This is a genomic window from Kitasatospora sp. CMC57, assembly GCF_045866025.2.
GTDB lineage: Bacteria > Actinomycetota > Actinomycetes > Streptomycetales > Streptomycetaceae > Kitasatospora.
The window spans coordinates 5912399-5928746 of record NZ_AP035881.2; the positions used below are offsets into that span (position 1 = coordinate 5912399).

General features: G+C 73.4%; 11 protein-coding genes. 7 read left to right on the plus strand and 4 right to left on the minus strand.

Annotation, left to right across the window (positions count from 1 at the left end; genetic code table 11):
* Positions 1 to 50: 50 nt before the first annotated feature.
* Together pfkB and ACKUU6_RS26480 are read right to left on the minus strand one after the other, a co-directional pair.
* Positions 51 to 998, minus strand: coding sequence for a 1-phosphofructokinase (gene pfkB / locus ACKUU6_RS26475; RefSeq protein WP_407991073.1), 948 nt, complete (start codon positions 996 to 998; stop codon positions 51 to 53).
* Positions 995 to 1756, minus strand: coding sequence for a DeoR/GlpR family DNA-binding transcription regulator (locus ACKUU6_RS26480; protein WP_407991074.1), 762 nt, complete (start codon positions 1754 to 1756; stop codon positions 995 to 997). The genes pfkB and ACKUU6_RS26480 overlap by 4 nt, the downstream gene beginning before the upstream one ends.
* A gap of 217 nt (positions 1757 to 1973) precedes the next feature.
* Here ACKUU6_RS26480 and ACKUU6_RS26485 point away from each other — a divergent pair, with 217 nt between their 5' ends.
* Together ACKUU6_RS26485 and ptsP are read left to right on the plus strand one after the other, a co-directional pair.
* Positions 1974 to 2252: an HPr family phosphocarrier protein gene (locus ACKUU6_RS26485; protein WP_407991075.1), complete on the plus strand. Its 279-nt coding sequence runs from the start codon at positions 1974 to 1976 to the stop codon at positions 2250 to 2252.
* Positions 2249 to 3913 carry a phosphoenolpyruvate--protein phosphotransferase gene (gene ptsP, locus ACKUU6_RS26490; protein WP_407991076.1) on the plus strand — a complete coding sequence of 555 codons (1665 nt, stop codon included), beginning with the start codon at positions 2249 to 2251 and terminating at the stop codon, positions 3911 to 3913. Before ACKUU6_RS26485 ends, ptsP begins: the two co-directional genes overlap by 4 nt.
* Here ptsP and ACKUU6_RS26495 read toward each other — a convergent pair.
* Positions 3910 to 4245 (minus strand): hypothetical protein, encoded by a 336-nt coding sequence (locus ACKUU6_RS26495; protein WP_407991077.1) that lies wholly within the window; start codon positions 4243 to 4245, stop codon positions 3910 to 3912. The genes ptsP and ACKUU6_RS26495 overlap by 4 nt on opposite strands.
* Positions 4229 to 5233 (minus strand): glycosyltransferase family 2 protein, encoded by a 1005-nt coding sequence (locus ACKUU6_RS26500; protein ID WP_407991078.1) that lies wholly within the window; start codon positions 5231 to 5233, stop codon positions 4229 to 4231. The genes ACKUU6_RS26495 and ACKUU6_RS26500 overlap by 17 nt, the downstream gene beginning before the upstream one ends.
* 171 nt (positions 5234 to 5404) lie before the next feature.
* Between ACKUU6_RS26500 and ACKUU6_RS26505 the strand changes: the two genes are divergently transcribed.
* From ACKUU6_RS26505 to ACKUU6_RS26525, 5 genes are all read left to right on the plus strand, one after another.
* Positions 5405 to 6685, plus strand: a complete 1281-nt coding sequence (locus ACKUU6_RS26505) for a glycosyltransferase family 39 protein (protein WP_407991079.1) — start codon at positions 5405 to 5407, stop codon at positions 6683 to 6685.
* Positions 6686 to 7312: 627 nt separating this feature from the next.
* A complete protein-coding gene (locus tag ACKUU6_RS26510) occupies positions 7313 to 7696 on the plus strand; it encodes a WXG100 family type VII secretion target (RefSeq protein ID WP_407990741.1) in 384 nt (127 codons plus the stop codon).
* Positions 7697 to 7809: 113 nt separating this feature from the next.
* Positions 7810 to 12519, plus strand: coding sequence for a toxin glutamine deamidase domain-containing protein (locus ACKUU6_RS26515; protein WP_407991080.1), 4710 nt, complete (start codon positions 7810 to 7812; stop codon positions 12517 to 12519).
* A 39-nt stretch (positions 12520 to 12558) separates the two neighbouring features.
* Positions 12559 to 14427 (plus strand): hypothetical protein, encoded by a 1869-nt coding sequence (locus ACKUU6_RS26520; RefSeq protein ID WP_407991081.1) that lies wholly within the window; start codon positions 12559 to 12561, stop codon positions 14425 to 14427.
* Between the two features lie 58 nt (positions 14428 to 14485).
* A complete protein-coding gene (locus tag ACKUU6_RS26525; RefSeq protein WP_407991082.1) occupies positions 14486 to 16303 on the plus strand; it encodes an ATP-binding protein in 1818 nt (605 codons plus the stop codon).
* Positions 16304 to 16348: the final 45 nt, after the last annotated feature.

Below are 16348 nucleotides of genomic sequence, written 5' to 3' on the forward strand. Positions count from 1 at the left end.
CAGTCCTTACAACTGTGGTACTTGGAAGGGTCCTTCGGGGTGGGGCTCGGTCACCGGTCACGCAGGCGGTGGTCGAGCGGCAGGTCGGCGGTCACGGTGACCGCCGCCGGGTCGAGGTCGGCGGGGGTGGGCATCACGCTGCCCGGTAGCTGGACGGCGGCGGCGCCGTGCGCCAGTGCGGCGGCCAACGCCTTGGGGCCGCTGCCGCCCGCACCGAGGAAGCCGGCCAGCGAGGCGTCGCCCGCGCCGACATCGCTCCGGACCACGGCGACCGGGGCGGTGCCGTACCAGCTGCCGTCGGGGCCGACCAGCAGCATCCCGTCCGCGCCGAGGCTGGCCAGCACCTGGTCGGCGCCGCGCTCGCGGAGCTCCTGGGCCGCCGCGACGGCGTCGCCGAGGGTGCCGAGCGGGCAGCCGACCGCCTCGGCCAGCTCCTCGCGGTTGGGCTTCACCACGTCCGGGCGGGCGCCCAGTGCGGCGAGCAGGGCGGGGCCCGAGGTGTCCAGGGCGATCCGGGCGCCGCCGGAGTGCACCTGGCCCACCAGCTCGGCGTACCAACCGGGTTCGAGACCGCGCGGCAGGCTGCCGCAGCAGGCCAGCCAGTCCACCTCCGGGCCGGTGAAGTCGCGGCGGACGGTGGCGAGCAGGGCCGCCGACTCCTCCGCGCTGAGCTCGGGGCCAGGGGCGTTGATCTTGGTGAGGGTGTGGTCCGCCTCGACCACGCTGACGTTGATCCTGGTCTCGCCGCGCACCGGGACCGTGGCCACCTCGATGCCCTGACGGAGCAGCAGATCCGAGAGCAGCAGCCCGGAGAAGCCGCCGAGCGGCAGCACCGCCGCCGCCCGCAGCCCGGCCGCGGTGAGCGCGCGGGCCACGTTGACGCCCTTGCCGCCCGGGTCGACCCGGTCGGTGGTGGCGCGGTTGACGGCGCCCCTGGTCAGACCGGGCAGCTCGTACGTGCGGTCCAGGCTGGGGTTGGGGGTGATGGTGACAATCATGCGCGGATCACTTCCGGTCCGAGGTTCTCGATCTCTGCGGTCTGCTGGTCCGTCAGGCCGGTGTCGGTGACCAGCACGTCGACGTCGGCCAGTGAGCCGAAGCGGGCGAAGTGCCGGGTGTCGTACTTGGTGGAGTCGGCCAGCAGCACCACCCGGCGGGCCCCGGCGACCATCGCCCGCTTGACCGCCGCCTCGGCGAGGTCGGGGGTGGTCAGGCCGCCGTCGGGGGAGAAGCCGTTGGTGGCGACCACCGCCACGTCGGCGTGCACGTCGGCCAGGTCGCGCAGCGCCCACGCGTCCACGGCGGCCTGGGTGCGGTGCCGCAGCCGGCCGCCGACCAGATGGAGGGTCAGCTCGGGGTGGTCAGCGAGCCGGGCGGCCACCGGGAGGGCGTTGGTGACCACAGTGAGGCGGCTGTCGAGCGGGAGCAGGGCGGCCAGCCGGGAGATGGTGGTGCCCGCGTCGAGCAGCAGGCTGCCCTCGGTGGGGAGCAGCTCAAGGGCGGCCCGGACGATCCGCTCCTTCTCGGCGGCGGCCGTGCTGTCGCGCTCGGCCAGGCCGGGTTCCAGGTGTAGGCCGCCCGCGGGGAGCGCGCCGCCGTGCACCCGGCGGAGCAGTCCGGCCCGGTCGAGGCTGCTGAGGTCGCGCCGGATGGTCTCCTGGGTGACGCCGAACTCCTCGGCGAGCGAGGGGACGTCGACCCGCCCGTGTTCCTGGGCGAGGACCAGGATCTGCTGCTGGCGCTCCGGAGCGTACATGTGGGATCGGATCCGTTCATGTCTGTTTCTGCCTGGTTGATGCAGGACCATACGCCGCCGTCGACGAAAAGCAAAGACGCTCGGGCGTCGAATCGGGCACGGTCACAGATCGGGAAATGGGCCCGGTTCTGTTGACACTTCTACCGAACCGGGCGTAGAACCAACCAGAACGCGCCCGTAACGGGCCTGAAACCACATTCCACCCGAAGGAACCCTCATGCCCCAGCTCCTGGTCACCGTCGGCTCGGCGAGTGGACTGCACGCCCGCCCGGCCTCGCTGCTCGTCCAGGCCGCCGCCCGCCAGAGCGCCAAGGTCACGCTGGGCCGGCCCGGCCAGCGCCCGGTGGACGCCCGCAGCCTGCTCTCCGTGCTCGCGCTGGCCGCAGGGCAGGGCGAGACCCTGGAGCTGACCGCCGAGGGTGAGCAGGCCGACGGCGCGCTCGCCGAACTGGCCGCCCTGATCGGCAGCGACCTCGACGCGCCGGACGCCCGGTGAGCCGGCGGCTCGACGGCATCGGGGTCGGCACCGGCAGCGCCGCAGGCCCGGTGGCCAGGATGTCCCCGCCGCCGCAACCGCCCGCGCCGCGCCCGGTGACCGACCCGGCCGCCGAGACCGCCGCCGTCGGATGGGCGGCCACCGAGGTGGCCACCGACCTGGAGGCCAGGGCCGATCGGGCCGGCGGGGTCGCCGGCGAGGTGCTCGCCGCCCAGGCGTTGATGGCCGTCGACCCGAGCCTGCTGGCGCGGGTGGCCGAGCTGGTCGCCGAGGGCACCGACGGACCGAACGCGGTCGTCGCCGCGTACGCCGAGTTCCGCGCCCTGCTCGCTTCGGCCGGTGGCTACCTGGCCGAACGGGTCGCCGACCTGGACGACCTGCGGGACCGGACGGTCGCCCGGCTGCTCGGCCTGCCCGCCCCCGGCCTGCCGGACCCGGGCCATCCGTACGTGCTGGTCGCCGAGGACCTCGCCCCCGCCGACACCGCCCTGCTGGACCCGGCCCGGGTGCTCGGCCTGATCACCGTCCGGGGCGGCCCGACCAGCCACACCGCGATCCTCGCCAAGGCCCTCGGCCTGCCCGCCGTGGTCGGCTGCGCCGGGGCGGCAGGGCTGACGGACGGTCAGCTGGTGCTGCTGGACGGCGCCGAGGGCACGGTCCGGACCGACCCCGAACCGGACGCGGTACGGCAGGCGGCCGAGCGCGAGCAGGCCCGGCGGGCCCGCGAGCAGAGCGTCCGGGGCCCCGGACGGACGGCCGACGGACACCCGGTCGGCCTGCTGGTCAACCTCGGCGCGCTGTCCGAGCTCGACGGGGCGGCGGCCGCCGACGCCGAGGGGGTGGGCCTGTTCCGGACCGAGTTCCTCTACCTGGACCGCACCGAGGCCCCGGGTGCGGAGGAGCAGACCGCCGCGTACCGGCGGGTCTTCGCGGCCTTCGCCGGTCGCAAGGTGGTGGTCAGGACCCTGGACGCCGGGGCCGACAAGCCACTGCCGTTCGCCGCTGCCGCCGACGAGGAGAACCCCGCCCTCGGCGTACGCGGTCTGCGCACTGCCACCCGCGACCCCGGACTGCTGGACACCCAGCTCGCCGCCGTCGCGGCCGCCGCCCGGGACAGCGGCGCCGAGGTCTGGGTGATGGCACCGATGGTCTCGCTGCCCCGGGAGGCCGAGCAGTTCGCGGCCCTGGTCCGTTCCCACGGGCTGCCGGTGGCCGGGGCGATGGTCGAGGTCCCGGCGGCGGCGCTGCGGGCCGGGCGGCTGGCCGAGGTCTGCGACTTCCTCAGCATCGGCACCAACGACCTGGCCCAGTACGCCTTCGCGGCGGACCGGACGCTCGGCTCGCTGGCCGAACTGCTCGACCCCTGGCAGCCCGCACTGCTCGACCTGGTCGCCGCGACCGCCGGGGCCGGTGCCGAGCGGGGCCGGCCGGTCGGGGTCTGCGGCGAGGCCGCGTCCGATCCGCTGCTGGCGCTGGTGCTGGTCGGACTCGGCGTCAGCACCCTCTCGATGGCGCCGTCCTGCCTGCCCGCCGTGCGGGCCGCCCTGGCGGCGCACACCCGGGAGCAGTGCGAGGAGCTGGCCCGACTGGCCCTGGCGGCACCGGACGCCGCCGGCGCCCGGGCGGCGGTCGGTTCCCGATCCGCCGAGTCCCGGGGTTAGTTCGCGGCCGCCGTACGCCGGTAGGTGCTCACCAGCGCCGCGCCGGCGCCCGCCGCCACCACACCTGCGGCCAGGAAGCCGCCGGTCGACCGCCAGGAGAGTACGGACCAGCGGGACTGGGCGGACAACAGCGAGCCGGTGCTCAGCCAGGACGCGGTCGAGATCAGCGACAGCGCCGAGCCGATCGAGCCGAGCGAGAGCACGCTGCCGACCGAGCCGACGGACAGCACGGACCCGACCGAGCCGACGGAGAGCACCGACCCGACCGAGCCGATCGACAGCACGGAGTCCTTGGACCAGAGCGACAGCGGCGCGTCAGCGAGAATCGACATGCTCCGATCGTAGACCGGGAGTTCCGTGGCTGACGGTCCGTCCGGAGTTCGAATCGGTGCCGACGTAGTAGGTCGGACGGTGCTGGACGGCGGTGTAGATCCGGCCGATGTACTCGCCGAGCAGCCCGACGCAGAGCAGCTGGACGGCGCCGAGGAACAGCATCCCGACGAAGAGCGAGGTCCAGCCCGGCACGGTGTGGCCGGACACGTAGGCGGTGACCGAGAAGGCCAGCAGGCCCAGGCAGATCAGGAAGCTGACCAGGCCGAGCCAGGTGGCGAGCCGCAGTGGGGCGGCCGAGAAGCCGGTGATGCTGTCCAGCGCGAGCCGCACCATCTTGGTCACCGGGTACTTGGTCCGCCCGGCCACCCGCTCCTCGCGGGTGTAGCGCACCCGGCCGCTGGGGAAGCCGAGCCACGGCACCAGCAGCCGGTACACCTGCTGCTGGTCGGGCAGGTCCTTCACGGCCTCCACCGCCGCCCGGCTGAGCAGCCGGAAGTCCCCGGCCTGGGCAGGAAGTTGAGGCCCGGTCAACCGACGCATCAGCCAGTAGTAGCCACCGGCGGTGCGGCGTTTGAAACCGCTGTCGGAGCTGCGGTCCTCGCGGATGCCGTACACCACGTCCAGGCGGTCCCGACGGGCCAGCGCCAGCATCTCGGCGATTTTCTCCGGCGGATCCTGGAGATCGGCGTCGATGCTCGCCACGTACGCCCCGACCGCGCGGTGCAGCCCGGCGGTGAGCGCGGCCTGGTGGCCGTAGTTGCGGCGCAGGCCGACCACCCGCAGCTGCGGCCAGTCGGTCCGCAGGTCGGCCAGCAGCCTGGCGGTCCCGTCCGCACTGCCGTCGTCCACCGCGACCACCTCGTACGGCTCGCCGATCCCGTCCAGCGCGGGCCTGAGCCGGGCGGCCAGGGCGGGGAGGGCGTCCTCCTCGTTGTACATCGGCACCACCACCGAGAGGGTGACGGCCGGGCCGGCCGCTGGACTCATCGGGTGCCCCCTCGGGGTTGGTCGACAGGTGGTGGGATCCTACACAGGCCCGCGATCGGCTGGTCTGGACCTATGGGTCATGGCGTACGCTTCCGAAAGTTCGACGCACCCGACATGACGCCCCATGAGGCCACCCGCCCGGCCGCACAGCCAGTCAGGAGACCAGGACCCTTGACCGCGATCCCCGGCACCGAAACCGCCGAGCCGGCCGAGCGCCCGAACTCCGCGCGGAGCCCGGAGGGCCCGGTGGAACGCGCTGGGGAGTCGCTCCGGGCGTGGTTCCGCCGCACCAGCCAGGAGTACGGTCCGGCGCTGGCCGTGTTCGGTCTGCTGAAGCTGACCGGGTTCACCGCTTTCATGTGGTTGCTCACCTGGTCGGGAGAGTACCTGACCAAGAACGTCCGGTTCGGCGGCGGCGCGCGGCCCTGGGACGTGCTGGCCGGCTGGGACGGCTGGTGGTACCGGCAGGTCGCCGAGAACGGCTACGCCCCCCAGCTGGTGAGGATCGGGCCGCCGCCCTTCGAGTACGAGCAGAACTCGGTCGCCTTCTTCCCGCTCTACCCGGGCATGATCAGGCTGGTCTCGGCCGTCACCGGCCTCGGCTCGTACGGCGCGGGCATGGTGGTCTCGGTAGTCGCCTCGTTCGTCGCGGCGGCCGGGATCTTCGCGCTGACCGCCAGACTGTTCGACCGGCGGACGGGCCTGATCGCCGCCGCGCTCTGGGCGGTCTTCCCCGGCTCGGGGGTGGAGTGGGCGGTCTACTCGGACTCGCTCTTCGTCGCCCTGGCCGTCTGGGCCTGCTGGTTCGTGCTGGAGCGCCGCTGGCTGGCGGCCGGCCTCACCGTCTTCCTGGCCGGACTCAACCGCCCGACCGCCGCCGCCCTGGTGGCCGCCCTCGGCGTGGCCGCCCTGATCGCCCTGTACCGCCGCAGGGACGGCTGGCCCGGCCCGGTCGCCGCCGTGCTGATCGCCCCGCTCGGCATCGTCGGCTACCTGGCCTGGGCGAACTGGCGGATGGGCGACTGGAGCGCCTACTTCAAGCTCCAGAAGGGCGGCTGGCTGCACTTCTTCGACTACGGCGAGCACACCTTCAACGTGCTGCGCACCATCCTGCTCGGCCAGGGCGGGTACGCCTTCACGTACCCGACCGAGGACATGATCGCGCTGGTGCTGGTGGCGCTGCTGCCGATCCTGCTGTTCCTGCTGATCCGGCTGCGGGTTCCGGTCTTCCTGCTGGTCTTCACCCTGATCACGATCGTGCTGGTGCTCGGCAGCGCCCAGATCTTCGGCAACACCTCCCGCTACCTGCTGCCCTGCTTCCCGCTCTTCCTGCCGATCGCGGTCGCCCTCCGACGGCTCTCCCTCCCCTCGCTGGGCGTGGTTCTCGGAGGCGCGGCGGTGGCGAGCGGGTGGTACGCGGGCTACGTGCTGTTCGAGCTGGGTATCCCGTAGAGCCGTGTGAGCCGACCCGGGCGGGGTAGGCGTGCGCCTAAACCACCGACCGGGAGCCCGCCATGACGATCCCCCCGAACGATCCCGTGCCACCGAGCCCCACCCCGTCCCCGGGGCCAGGTCCCGAACCGCAGCCCGGACCCTTGCCGGGCCCCGTGCCCGCTCCCGGCCCGGACCCCGTACCCCCGGAGCCACCCCGCCCCGGCCCCGACCCCGAGCCGCCCTGGCCCCGCCCGGACCCGCACCCGACGCCCGGCCCCCTGCCTGGACCTGGGCCCGCCCCGGCGCCCGTGACCTGAGCGGGACCGTATCTGGCGCCGTACCTGTCGGCGCCCGCGCTCCGGGCCGAACTCCTCCTCCCGCCTCGCCGGGTCCGAGGCTGTCGGCTCGTCAGCGAAGGACCATGCCCGCCACCGTGCCGGAGAGTTGACGACTCGCCGGATGGTGGCGGGTACTTTCGTCTGGGGGCGGGTCGAGCTGTTGTGTCGATCTGTTGCAGGGTCGATACGGTACGAGGCCGTCCAGCTTTCGGGTCCTATGATCTGATGAGAGATGCTGTTGCTGCCCATTCGGCCGGGCGTCGGGGAGGCCGAGCAGTGACAGTCCTGGATGCGGTAGGGGGCGTTGATGTCGCGGCAGATTGTGGTGGATCCGGTCAGTCTTCGGGCTGAGGGTCGGGTTTTGGGTGCGGTGGGTGAGGATTTCTCTGCTGCGGTGAGGGATTTGTCGGCGCGGTTGGGGGCGTTGGAGCAGGGTGGTACTCCGCCGTGGGGTGATGACGATCTGGGTGAGAAGTTCGGTGTGGTGTATGAGGGTCTGCGGGACGGGATGAAGGAGTCGATGGCTTCTTTGGGGACGCGGATCGGGGAGATCGGGCAGAAGTTGCAGGGTATGGCGGCGGGCCATGAGGCGAACGAGTCGGCGACGGATGGGTCGTTCCGGACGCTGGAGGGTTCGCAGGGGGCGGTGGGGGGCCGGATCGGGGCGTTGCAGCGGCCGCAGGTGGTCTGACCGGTGTGGTCTGGGCCCGGGGGGTTGGGCCGGTGGTTGTGGTGTGTTCGGTGGGTTGTGTCGTGTTGTCGTGAAGTGCTGGTCGTTATCGGGGGTTTGGCGAAGTGTCGCTGATGTTGCCGGACAGTGTTGAGTGGGTCCTGGAGATGCTCGGCTTCGATTGGCCGAAGGCTGACGAGGACAAGCTCATGGAGTCGGCGCAGGTGTGGCGGGACTTCGCGGACACGGTCGATGAGTTGCATTACCGGGCTGCGGGTGCGGCGAACAATGTGCGGTCGGCGAACTCGGGTGATTCGATCGAGGCGTTCGGGAAGGCGTGGGAGAAGTTCTCCGCCGGCGGCAGCGGGGGTTATCTGGCGGATGCGGCGACGGCGTCGCGGTTGATCGCTGCGGCGTTCGACGCGGCGGCGATGATCGTGATCGCGTGCAAGATCGCGGTGATCGCGCAGTTGGTGGTGCTGGCGGTGGAGATCATCGCCGCGCAGGCGGCTGCGCCGTTCACGTTGGGGTTGTCGGAGCTGGGTGCCGCGGGTGTGGTGCAGGCGACGAAGATGATCGTGCGGCGGTTGTTGAAGGAGCTTCGGGAGGCGCTGGTCGAGGCGATTCTGGAGACGTTGAAGGAGCCGGTGGTTTCGGCGGTTCAGGCGATGATCAGTGATTTGATCGCGCAGACGGTGAACCAGGGTTTCGGTGCGCAGGACGGCTTCGATCTGGGGCGGACGGGGAAGGCGGGGTTCGACGCGGGCAAGGACGCGGTGAAGAACTCGGGTCAGACGTTCACGGAGGCGTTGCGGGACGGGGTGGGGTCGCGGGCGGGTCATCACGTGCGGGGTGGGTTGGACAGCGCGGCGGGGCACGGGGGCGACGCGGACTCCTCGGGCCTCGGCGGCAACGGCAGTGATGCTTCGGGCAGCGGTAGCAGCGGTGACGGTCACGGCAGTTCACCGTCGAGCGGCAGCAGCCCGTCGTCGCACACGCCTTCGGGCAACAGCCCGTCCGGCGGCGGTCCTTGGGGGCACAGTCCCTCCTCCAACGCGCCGTCGTCGGGTGCGTCGCCGGATGGTGCGCCGGGTCGTGACACGTCCGCCTCGCACGAGGCTGCGCGGTCGGCGCCGCAGCACACGCCGGCGTCCGGTGAGCCGCGCGGTTCCGCGCCGCTGGACCCGTTCGGGACCCGGGTGGGTACCGACAGCGGTGCTCCGTCGGGGGACACGGGTTCCACGCACACCCCCGCAGGCGACAGCAGCAGCGCGCCGAGCCGCCCCGACAACACCGGCCACACCAACGCCCTGTCCCCGGAAGGCCGTTCGGGTCCGGATTCGCAGCAGTCCTCCCGCACACCCGGCGGCGACACGGGCACGCGCCCGAGCCACATCGCCCCCGACCACACCGGCCCGGCCCACGCACCGGACGGCGACACGGGCACGCGCCCGAGCCACACCGCCCCCGACCACACCGGCCCGGCCCACGCACCGGACGGCGACACGGGCACGCGCCCGAGCCACACCGCCCCCGACCACACCGGCCCGGCCCACGCACCGGACGGCGACACGGGCACGCGCCCCAACTCGGCTTCCCCGGACGGGCCTTCGCGGACGCCGGACCACGACTCCGGTAGCCGCCCGGCTGGTTCTGACGGTCCGTCGCACACGCCGGACTCCGGTGACACGCGCCCGCACTCCGGCCCGTCGGAGACGGCCGCCCCGTCCCATACTCCCGACCACGACCCGGGCACGCGGCAGACAGCAGCCGAGCACGCCCCGGCCCCACGTGGTGACGACAGCCGGCCCACCTACGGCCCCGTCCGCACCAACGACCCCGCGCCGACCCCGGCGCACGCCGACATCCCCGCGCCCAGCCACACACCGGCCCCGGCGCACGCCGACATCCCCGCGCCCAGCCACACACCGGCCCCGGCGCACGCCGACATCCCCGCGCCCAGCCACACACCGGCCCCGGCGCACGCCGACATCCCCGCGCCCAGCCACACACCGGCCCCGGCGCACGCCGACATCCCCGCGCCCAGCCACACACCGGCCCCGGCGCACGCCGACATCCCCGCGCCCCGGCCCGAGAGCACCCCCACCCCCGGCCGCCCCGACGCTGCGCCGCAGCCGACGGCCCCCGCGCCTGGCCACGGCTCGCCGGAGCCCACCCCGCACCGGGTCGACCCGCGCACCGCCTTCGCGGACCCGGCCGGCACCACCCCCAGGCCGGACAACCCCGCCGGGACCCCACCGCACCTGAACACCGCCGGACTGGGCGCCACCGCCACCGCCCCGGCACCCACGGGCTCGGACCACCGCCCCACCCCACAACCCACACCCGACACCACCAACCCGACCACGAACCCCGCCCCAACACCCGGCGGCGTACCCGGCGGTGTCCCCCACACGGGCAACCCGACCGCCACCACCCCCACCCCGACCGCCACCCGACCGACCGCCCCCTCCACCCCACCACCCGCACCCACCGTCCAGCCCCAACGCCGCCCCGACCACGACGGCCCCACCCTCACACCCCGCCCCGCCGCCGACCGAGGCCCCACAACAACGCGCCCCGACATCCCGTCCCGCCTGGACCCGACCGGTTCGAACTCCCCGCGCGCGGCCCGCCTGGACACCTCGCGCCCGGACCTTGGCTCGCGTCTGGACCTCACCGGTTCGAACTCCCCGCGCGCGGCCCGCCTGGACACCTCGCGCCCGGACCTTGGCTCGCGTCTGGACCTCACCGGTTCGAACTCCCCGCGCGCGGCCCGCCTGGACACCTCGCGCCCGGACCTTGGCTCGCGTCTGGACCCCACCGGCACGAACTCCCCGCGCCCGGCCCACCCGGACACCTCGCGCCCGGACCTCGGTTCACGTCTCGACCCGACGGGCTCCAACACCCCGCACCCCGACACCGCCCGCCCGGAGACCACCACCCCCGACCTCGGTTCACGTCTCGACCCCACCGACTCGCACACCGGCCGCCCGGACGCGCCCCAGCCGGACAGCACCACCCCGGACATCGGCTCGCGCCTGGACCCGACCGGCCACGACGGCGCCGGCCCCACCGCCGACCACCCCGCTGCCGACCACCCCGCGCCGTTGTCCGAGAGCCGCCCGTACGACACGCCCGGCGGCTTGGACCGGACCGATCCGCAGCATCAGCAGGACCTGGAGAGCCGCGTCCCGCGGAACCCCGACGGGACGCCACAGCGCCACCCGGACCCGAACGGCGACTGGCCCGGCGCGGTCAACGGTGACGGGCACCGCGCGCCCGGCCGGGACAACAACTGCCTGGACGTGGCGCTCTCCACCGCCGACACGTACAGCGGGAACCCGACCGCCGCCGCGCCGCGCAACGACACCGGCCCGGCCGGGGAGCAGGGTGGCCGGGACCGGGCGGAGCGTCAACTCGGCGCGCCGTTCCGGGACATGGGCGACGGGGAGCAGGCGTTCCGGCGGATCGAGGACCAGCTCCGCGATGCCGGCCACGGTTCGCAGGCCGTGATCGTCACCCAGGACGCCAACGGCCGGGCGCACGCATGGAACGTCGTCAACCACGACGGCAAGATCACGTACCTCGACAACCAGACCGGTCAGCGCAGCGACAAGCCGCTCCACAACGGCGACCACGGCGTCTTCGCCGTGCCCCTCGACCCGGACCGCCGCCCGCTGACCGCCGCCGACGAGTCCTCGGACCACCGGGAGGACGGCACCGACCGCCGCCCCGAGGACCCGGCGGGCGACCCCGAGCGTGAGTCGAAGGGTTCGGCCGAGTACGACGAGCGGCAGGACAAGAACCAGACGCACTACGGGATGGAGCCGGATACCACTCAGCAGCACACCCGCGGGACGAACGAGGTCGCGCAGACCAACACCGAGTCCGCGCACCAGTTCCTCGAAGGCCACATCGACAACGGCCAGCTCGCCGACGTGCTGCACGAGGCGGCTCAGCGAGCCCACGGGACTCCGCCCCAACTGGGATTCGACAAGAAGGAGTTGGGAGATCGACTGCCCGGCTTCAACGACCTCTCGCGCGGCGAGCAGGGCGCTGTCGTGGCGGCCATGGGTCGCCTCAGTCTGGGCTTCCACGAGGCCCACGCCGTGGGCGCCAGCCCGGAGCATGCCGACAGGCCCTACGACAACGATCCCTCGGTCGACCGGAGCGAGATGTCGGCGAAGGAGCGCAAGAAGCACGTGAACGACGCTGCGGCGTCGACCGATGACACCTCGCGCGGCGTCACCTATCACGCGAGCCAGGACTTCCGGACGGCCGGTCCACCGTCCGGCGACGCCGCGCCGGCACCTGCCCACCTGGTCCGGGAGCACCTGGTGGCCGACCCCCGGTTCGGTGGCCGGGAGGGAGTGTACGACCTCGCCACGGGTCCGGGACGCGGGGATCACCGGCCGGACTTCTCCGGCAAGAACTTCGCGGTGATCGAGGTGGTCGACTCGGAAGGCAACAGCCGCTACGTAGTGGACAGTTCGATCCCGCGCAACTCGGTCGGCCGACGCCCCGAGCACTCGGAGCCGCACCTGGGACGCTGGATCGACCGGCTCAACGAGAACCAGCAGGCGGGGAACTACCAAGTCGTCAGCCTCTACACCGAGCGCGAACCGTGCGGCAACAAGCCGGGGCACGCCGGCTGCTCGGGGTACATAGCGGAGCGGATGCCCGGGGTGGCCATCGACTACGGTGTGGGATACCGGAAGGGGGCGCAGACCGGCGACGGGAACCACGCCGACAGCCTCTCCAACATGACTCGGGACGCTCAGGCGGACCTGAACCGTCTGGGGACGATCTGGGCCCGCTTGGCTCAGGCCGGGCAGTTGTAGCAGGCACCCCCGAGGCGACGACCAGCAAGGAAGACGGCTGTGACGACAGGCGATTGGACGCAGGCCGCAGACCGCGAGACGGCGGCCAGGACCGTACGGGACTGGGCGGCCACCGGCACCGGCCGTCGGATGTTGCTGCTCGGCGGCGCGCGCGGCTCCGGCCGGACCACCGTGCTACGGGAGACGCTCGGCTCGTTGCCCGGGGTGGTCCAGGTCGACTGTGCGACACAGGAGGTGGAGGCGGTCGCGGCGTCACTGCTGCGCGCGCTCGGTGTCGGAGGTCCGGAGCACGGGCGCGGGACGTTCCGTGAACTGGTGGCCAAGGCTGTCCCGGTCACCGGTGTGGTGCTGCTGAACGGGCAACTGGCCGGGGGGTACCGTGATTCGGCGGCCCCGCAGGCCCTGCTCGCAGGCGTGGTGCGGCACCTGGTCGGGCCGAGCGGGCCGGCGGGGTGGGTGGCCGTGGAGACGGAGCAGGGCGCGCGGGTCGACTGGGATGCGGTCACCACAGCTGTGGCGCTGCCGCCGGCGCCCGAGCTGCCGTCGGTCGCCGACGATCCGCGTGCCCAGCGCACCTTCGATCCGCAGGACCTGCCGGAGCTGATCGGACGGGCCGAGTTCCTGGCCGAAGTCGACCGGGCCGAGTTGGTGGACGCGCTGCCGTTGGCCTGGCCGGGCGGGGTTCCGCACAACTCCGTTGCCGCAGACGTGTACTACCTGGACCTGCTCGGCGTGCGGCCGGGCCCGGAGCAGCGTGGCGAGTGGCTGGCGGCACTGCACCACCGGCTGCTGTCCCAGGGCGCCGGCTCCCGGGCCGATGGTCTGGCCGGTGAGTTGGCGGCTGTGGCCGACCTTCCCTGGCGTACCGTCTGGAGCCGCTGGTTCCCGTCCGGCCGTTCGGGTTCGACGCGGCCCGTGCCGGGGCCGGTCGAGGCGGTTCGGCCCGGTCTGCTCGACGGGCGGCCGGTGGCGGTGAGCGTGGATCTCGACGTCCCGGACGAGGACGTGGAGGCGGGCATCGTGCCGGCTCGGACCTCGTACGTCTGGGACCGTGCGACGGGTGAGCTGTTCTCCGGACCGCACCGTCGCACCGCCCAGCAGCCCGACGTACCGGACGTCCAGTGGGAGGACGGTTGGGAGCGGCTGAGCCAGAGCCGGGGCCGGCTGCGGGCGGACGGCGTTGCGCTGGCGCCGCGCTTTCCGTTCGAGGTGACCGGCGGAGTGCGGGGCGGCGAGGAGCTGCTGCTGGCCGGTACCAACGGCCTGTTCAGGATCGAGCTGCTGGCCCCGGTCGACCCGGACGCTCCGGGCTGGGCGGGCGAACCGTTCGTCGAACCGCTCGCCTTCGAAGCGCCGCGCGAACTGCCCTGGGAAGTGTCGGCGCCCACGGCGGACTGGCTGGCCGAGCCGTTCACCGGCCGCTGGCAGCCCAGTGACGACGGGCTGCCGGAGGGGCTGGTCGACGCGGGAGCACGGGAGTTCCTGACCGGGATCGGCGTGCCGCTGGCGGCCGGCCGGGGCACCCTGTGGACCGGGCACCTCCCCGAGGAGGGACTGCAGGAGTGGGACCAGGAACCCGACGGGGACGGCGGCTCCCGCCACGTGTACCGGATCGGCCAGTGGCAGGGCGGTGACCTGCTACTCGACGGTGCTCGGGGCGAGGTGCTGTTGGAGGACTTCGACGGGGAGACCGAGCACGCCGCCGACTCCTTGTCCGCGTTCTTCACCATGCTCCGGCTGTTCTGCGACCCGGGCCGGGTGATCCGGCAGGTCAACCGCCGCTATGCCGTACAGCAGCTGGACCGCTGGTTGCACACCGTCGATGCCGAGGCCGCCGAGGGCTGCTGGTACGTCATGCTGCACGAGCAGCACGAGCTCGACGGCAGCCTCTGGGGTGACGAGAAGTGACCCGTCCGCGCGCCACCTGCCCCTACCAGCCCTCACCCGTCCCCAGCGGAGAGTCGACATGACCGTTCCGACCGACCCGACCCTGACCGCCCATCAGCCGCATCCGTTCATCGGTGGCCGCGCGAGCGCGCTGCGCGCGCTGGCCGCTTGGCGGGCCGGGACAGGACCGCGTGCGGTGCTGGTCACGGGGGCTTCGGGTAGCGGGCGGTCCAGGCTGCTGACCGGGTTCCTGATGCTCTGTGAGCCGGGCTTCCGGGAACGGATCGAGGTGGCCGCGCTGGATCCGGCGTCCGTGCCGCCCGAGGGGCTGCCGGCCCCGCAGGTGTTCGCCGCTGCCGGGCTGACGGCGGCCCAGCTGCTCTGGCTGGTCGCGGACGAGCTGGTGCCGGGGGCCGAGCGGGTCGAGGAGGTGAACCGGCGGCTGGCCGAGATCGAGTCGGTGCCGGTGGTGATCGCGGACAGCGACCGGGCGGGCGTGCTGCCGGGACCGGGCGAGGCCGCGCGGGTGGCCGCCGAGGTGCTGCTGCCGCTGGCGCTCGCCCCAGGGGTGCGGCTGCTGGCCGAGGTGCCGCGCGCCGAGGCCGACCGGCTGGCGAAGGAGGTGCCGGGCGACGCGCTGCTGGTCATCGATCTCGACCAGGACCCTTGGCGAGACCAGGACGCACTGCTGCTCCAGGCCGAGCACAGCCTTGAACAGCCGCAGTTCGCCCAGCAGTTGGCACAGGTGGCGGAGAGCGCGCTGGTGGTGCGCCTGACTGCCTGGTCGGCCCGGGCCGTGCCCGACGCCCCGCTCGCGCCGGCGGCTACTGTGGGTGACGTCCTCGATCTGCACGCGGAGCGCTGTGGCACGGACGAGCTGACGCTCCGTCGGCTGCTGGCGCCGCTGGCACTGGCCGGGCCGGGTGCGGCCCTGCCACTGGAGCTGTGGGCGCCCCTGGCCTCCTCGGTGGCGGGCAAGGACCTCGGCCCTGTGCTGGCCGCCGGGCAGCAGCTGCTGCTGCCGTTCTTCGAACTGACCGGGGACGACGAGCACCCCGAGGTGCGCATCGTCCACCCGGCGGTCGCGGACGAGCTGCGGGAACGTTTCGGCGGCGCCGTCCGTGAGGCCCAACGGCGGATCGCCACCGCGTTGCTGGCCACCCTGCGGAGTGAGGGCCCCGAGCGCTGGCGGCACGCCGCGCCGTACGTGCGTGAACAACTGGCGGGGCATGCGCTGGAGGGTGGGCTCTTGGCCGATCTGCTGGCCGACCCCGGTTTCCTGCTGCATGCCGAGCAAGGGCGGCTGCGCGCGGCGGTCGAACATCTCGTGGCGGCTGGTGGCGAGTCGCCTCCGCTGGCGCGGACGTGGCTGCGGCTGGCGCCGCTGTTCACCCGCCAGGGCCTGCGGTCGGAATTGCGGGCGGCCCTGTTGGAGCACGGGGCGCGCCAGGACGGCCTGCCGGAGCCCGAGTTGGGTGCAGGGCTGCCATGGCGCACGCTCTGGGCGCGGCCGCTGCCGGGGGTGCGAGCGGTGACGGCTTCGGTGGCGCCGGACGGGACGTCGGTGCTGGTCGCCTACCGGCCGGAAGCCGGGGCCGACGGCGGACCGGAGATGACCGCGTTCGACGCGCTCACCGGCGAGCAGGTGGACGCCGACCCGGAGGCGCTGGTCCGGCCGTCCGACGAGCAGCGGGCGGCGGCAGGTCTGGCGCTCAGCACCGGCGGCGACTACCTGCGGGTGTGGAGGCTGGCGGAGGGCGGTGTGACCGGTGATCCGGTGGCCGTGTTCCTGTCCACCGGGCCGCTCGGTGGGGCCGACTTCACGCCGGAGGGCCTGGTGCTGCTGGCGGACTCGATCGGGGTGAGCGTGCTGCGGCTGCCCGCCGCCCCCGCCTGACCGGGCCGTCCACTAGCTTTGACCATTCCGAACGGTGCAGAAGGA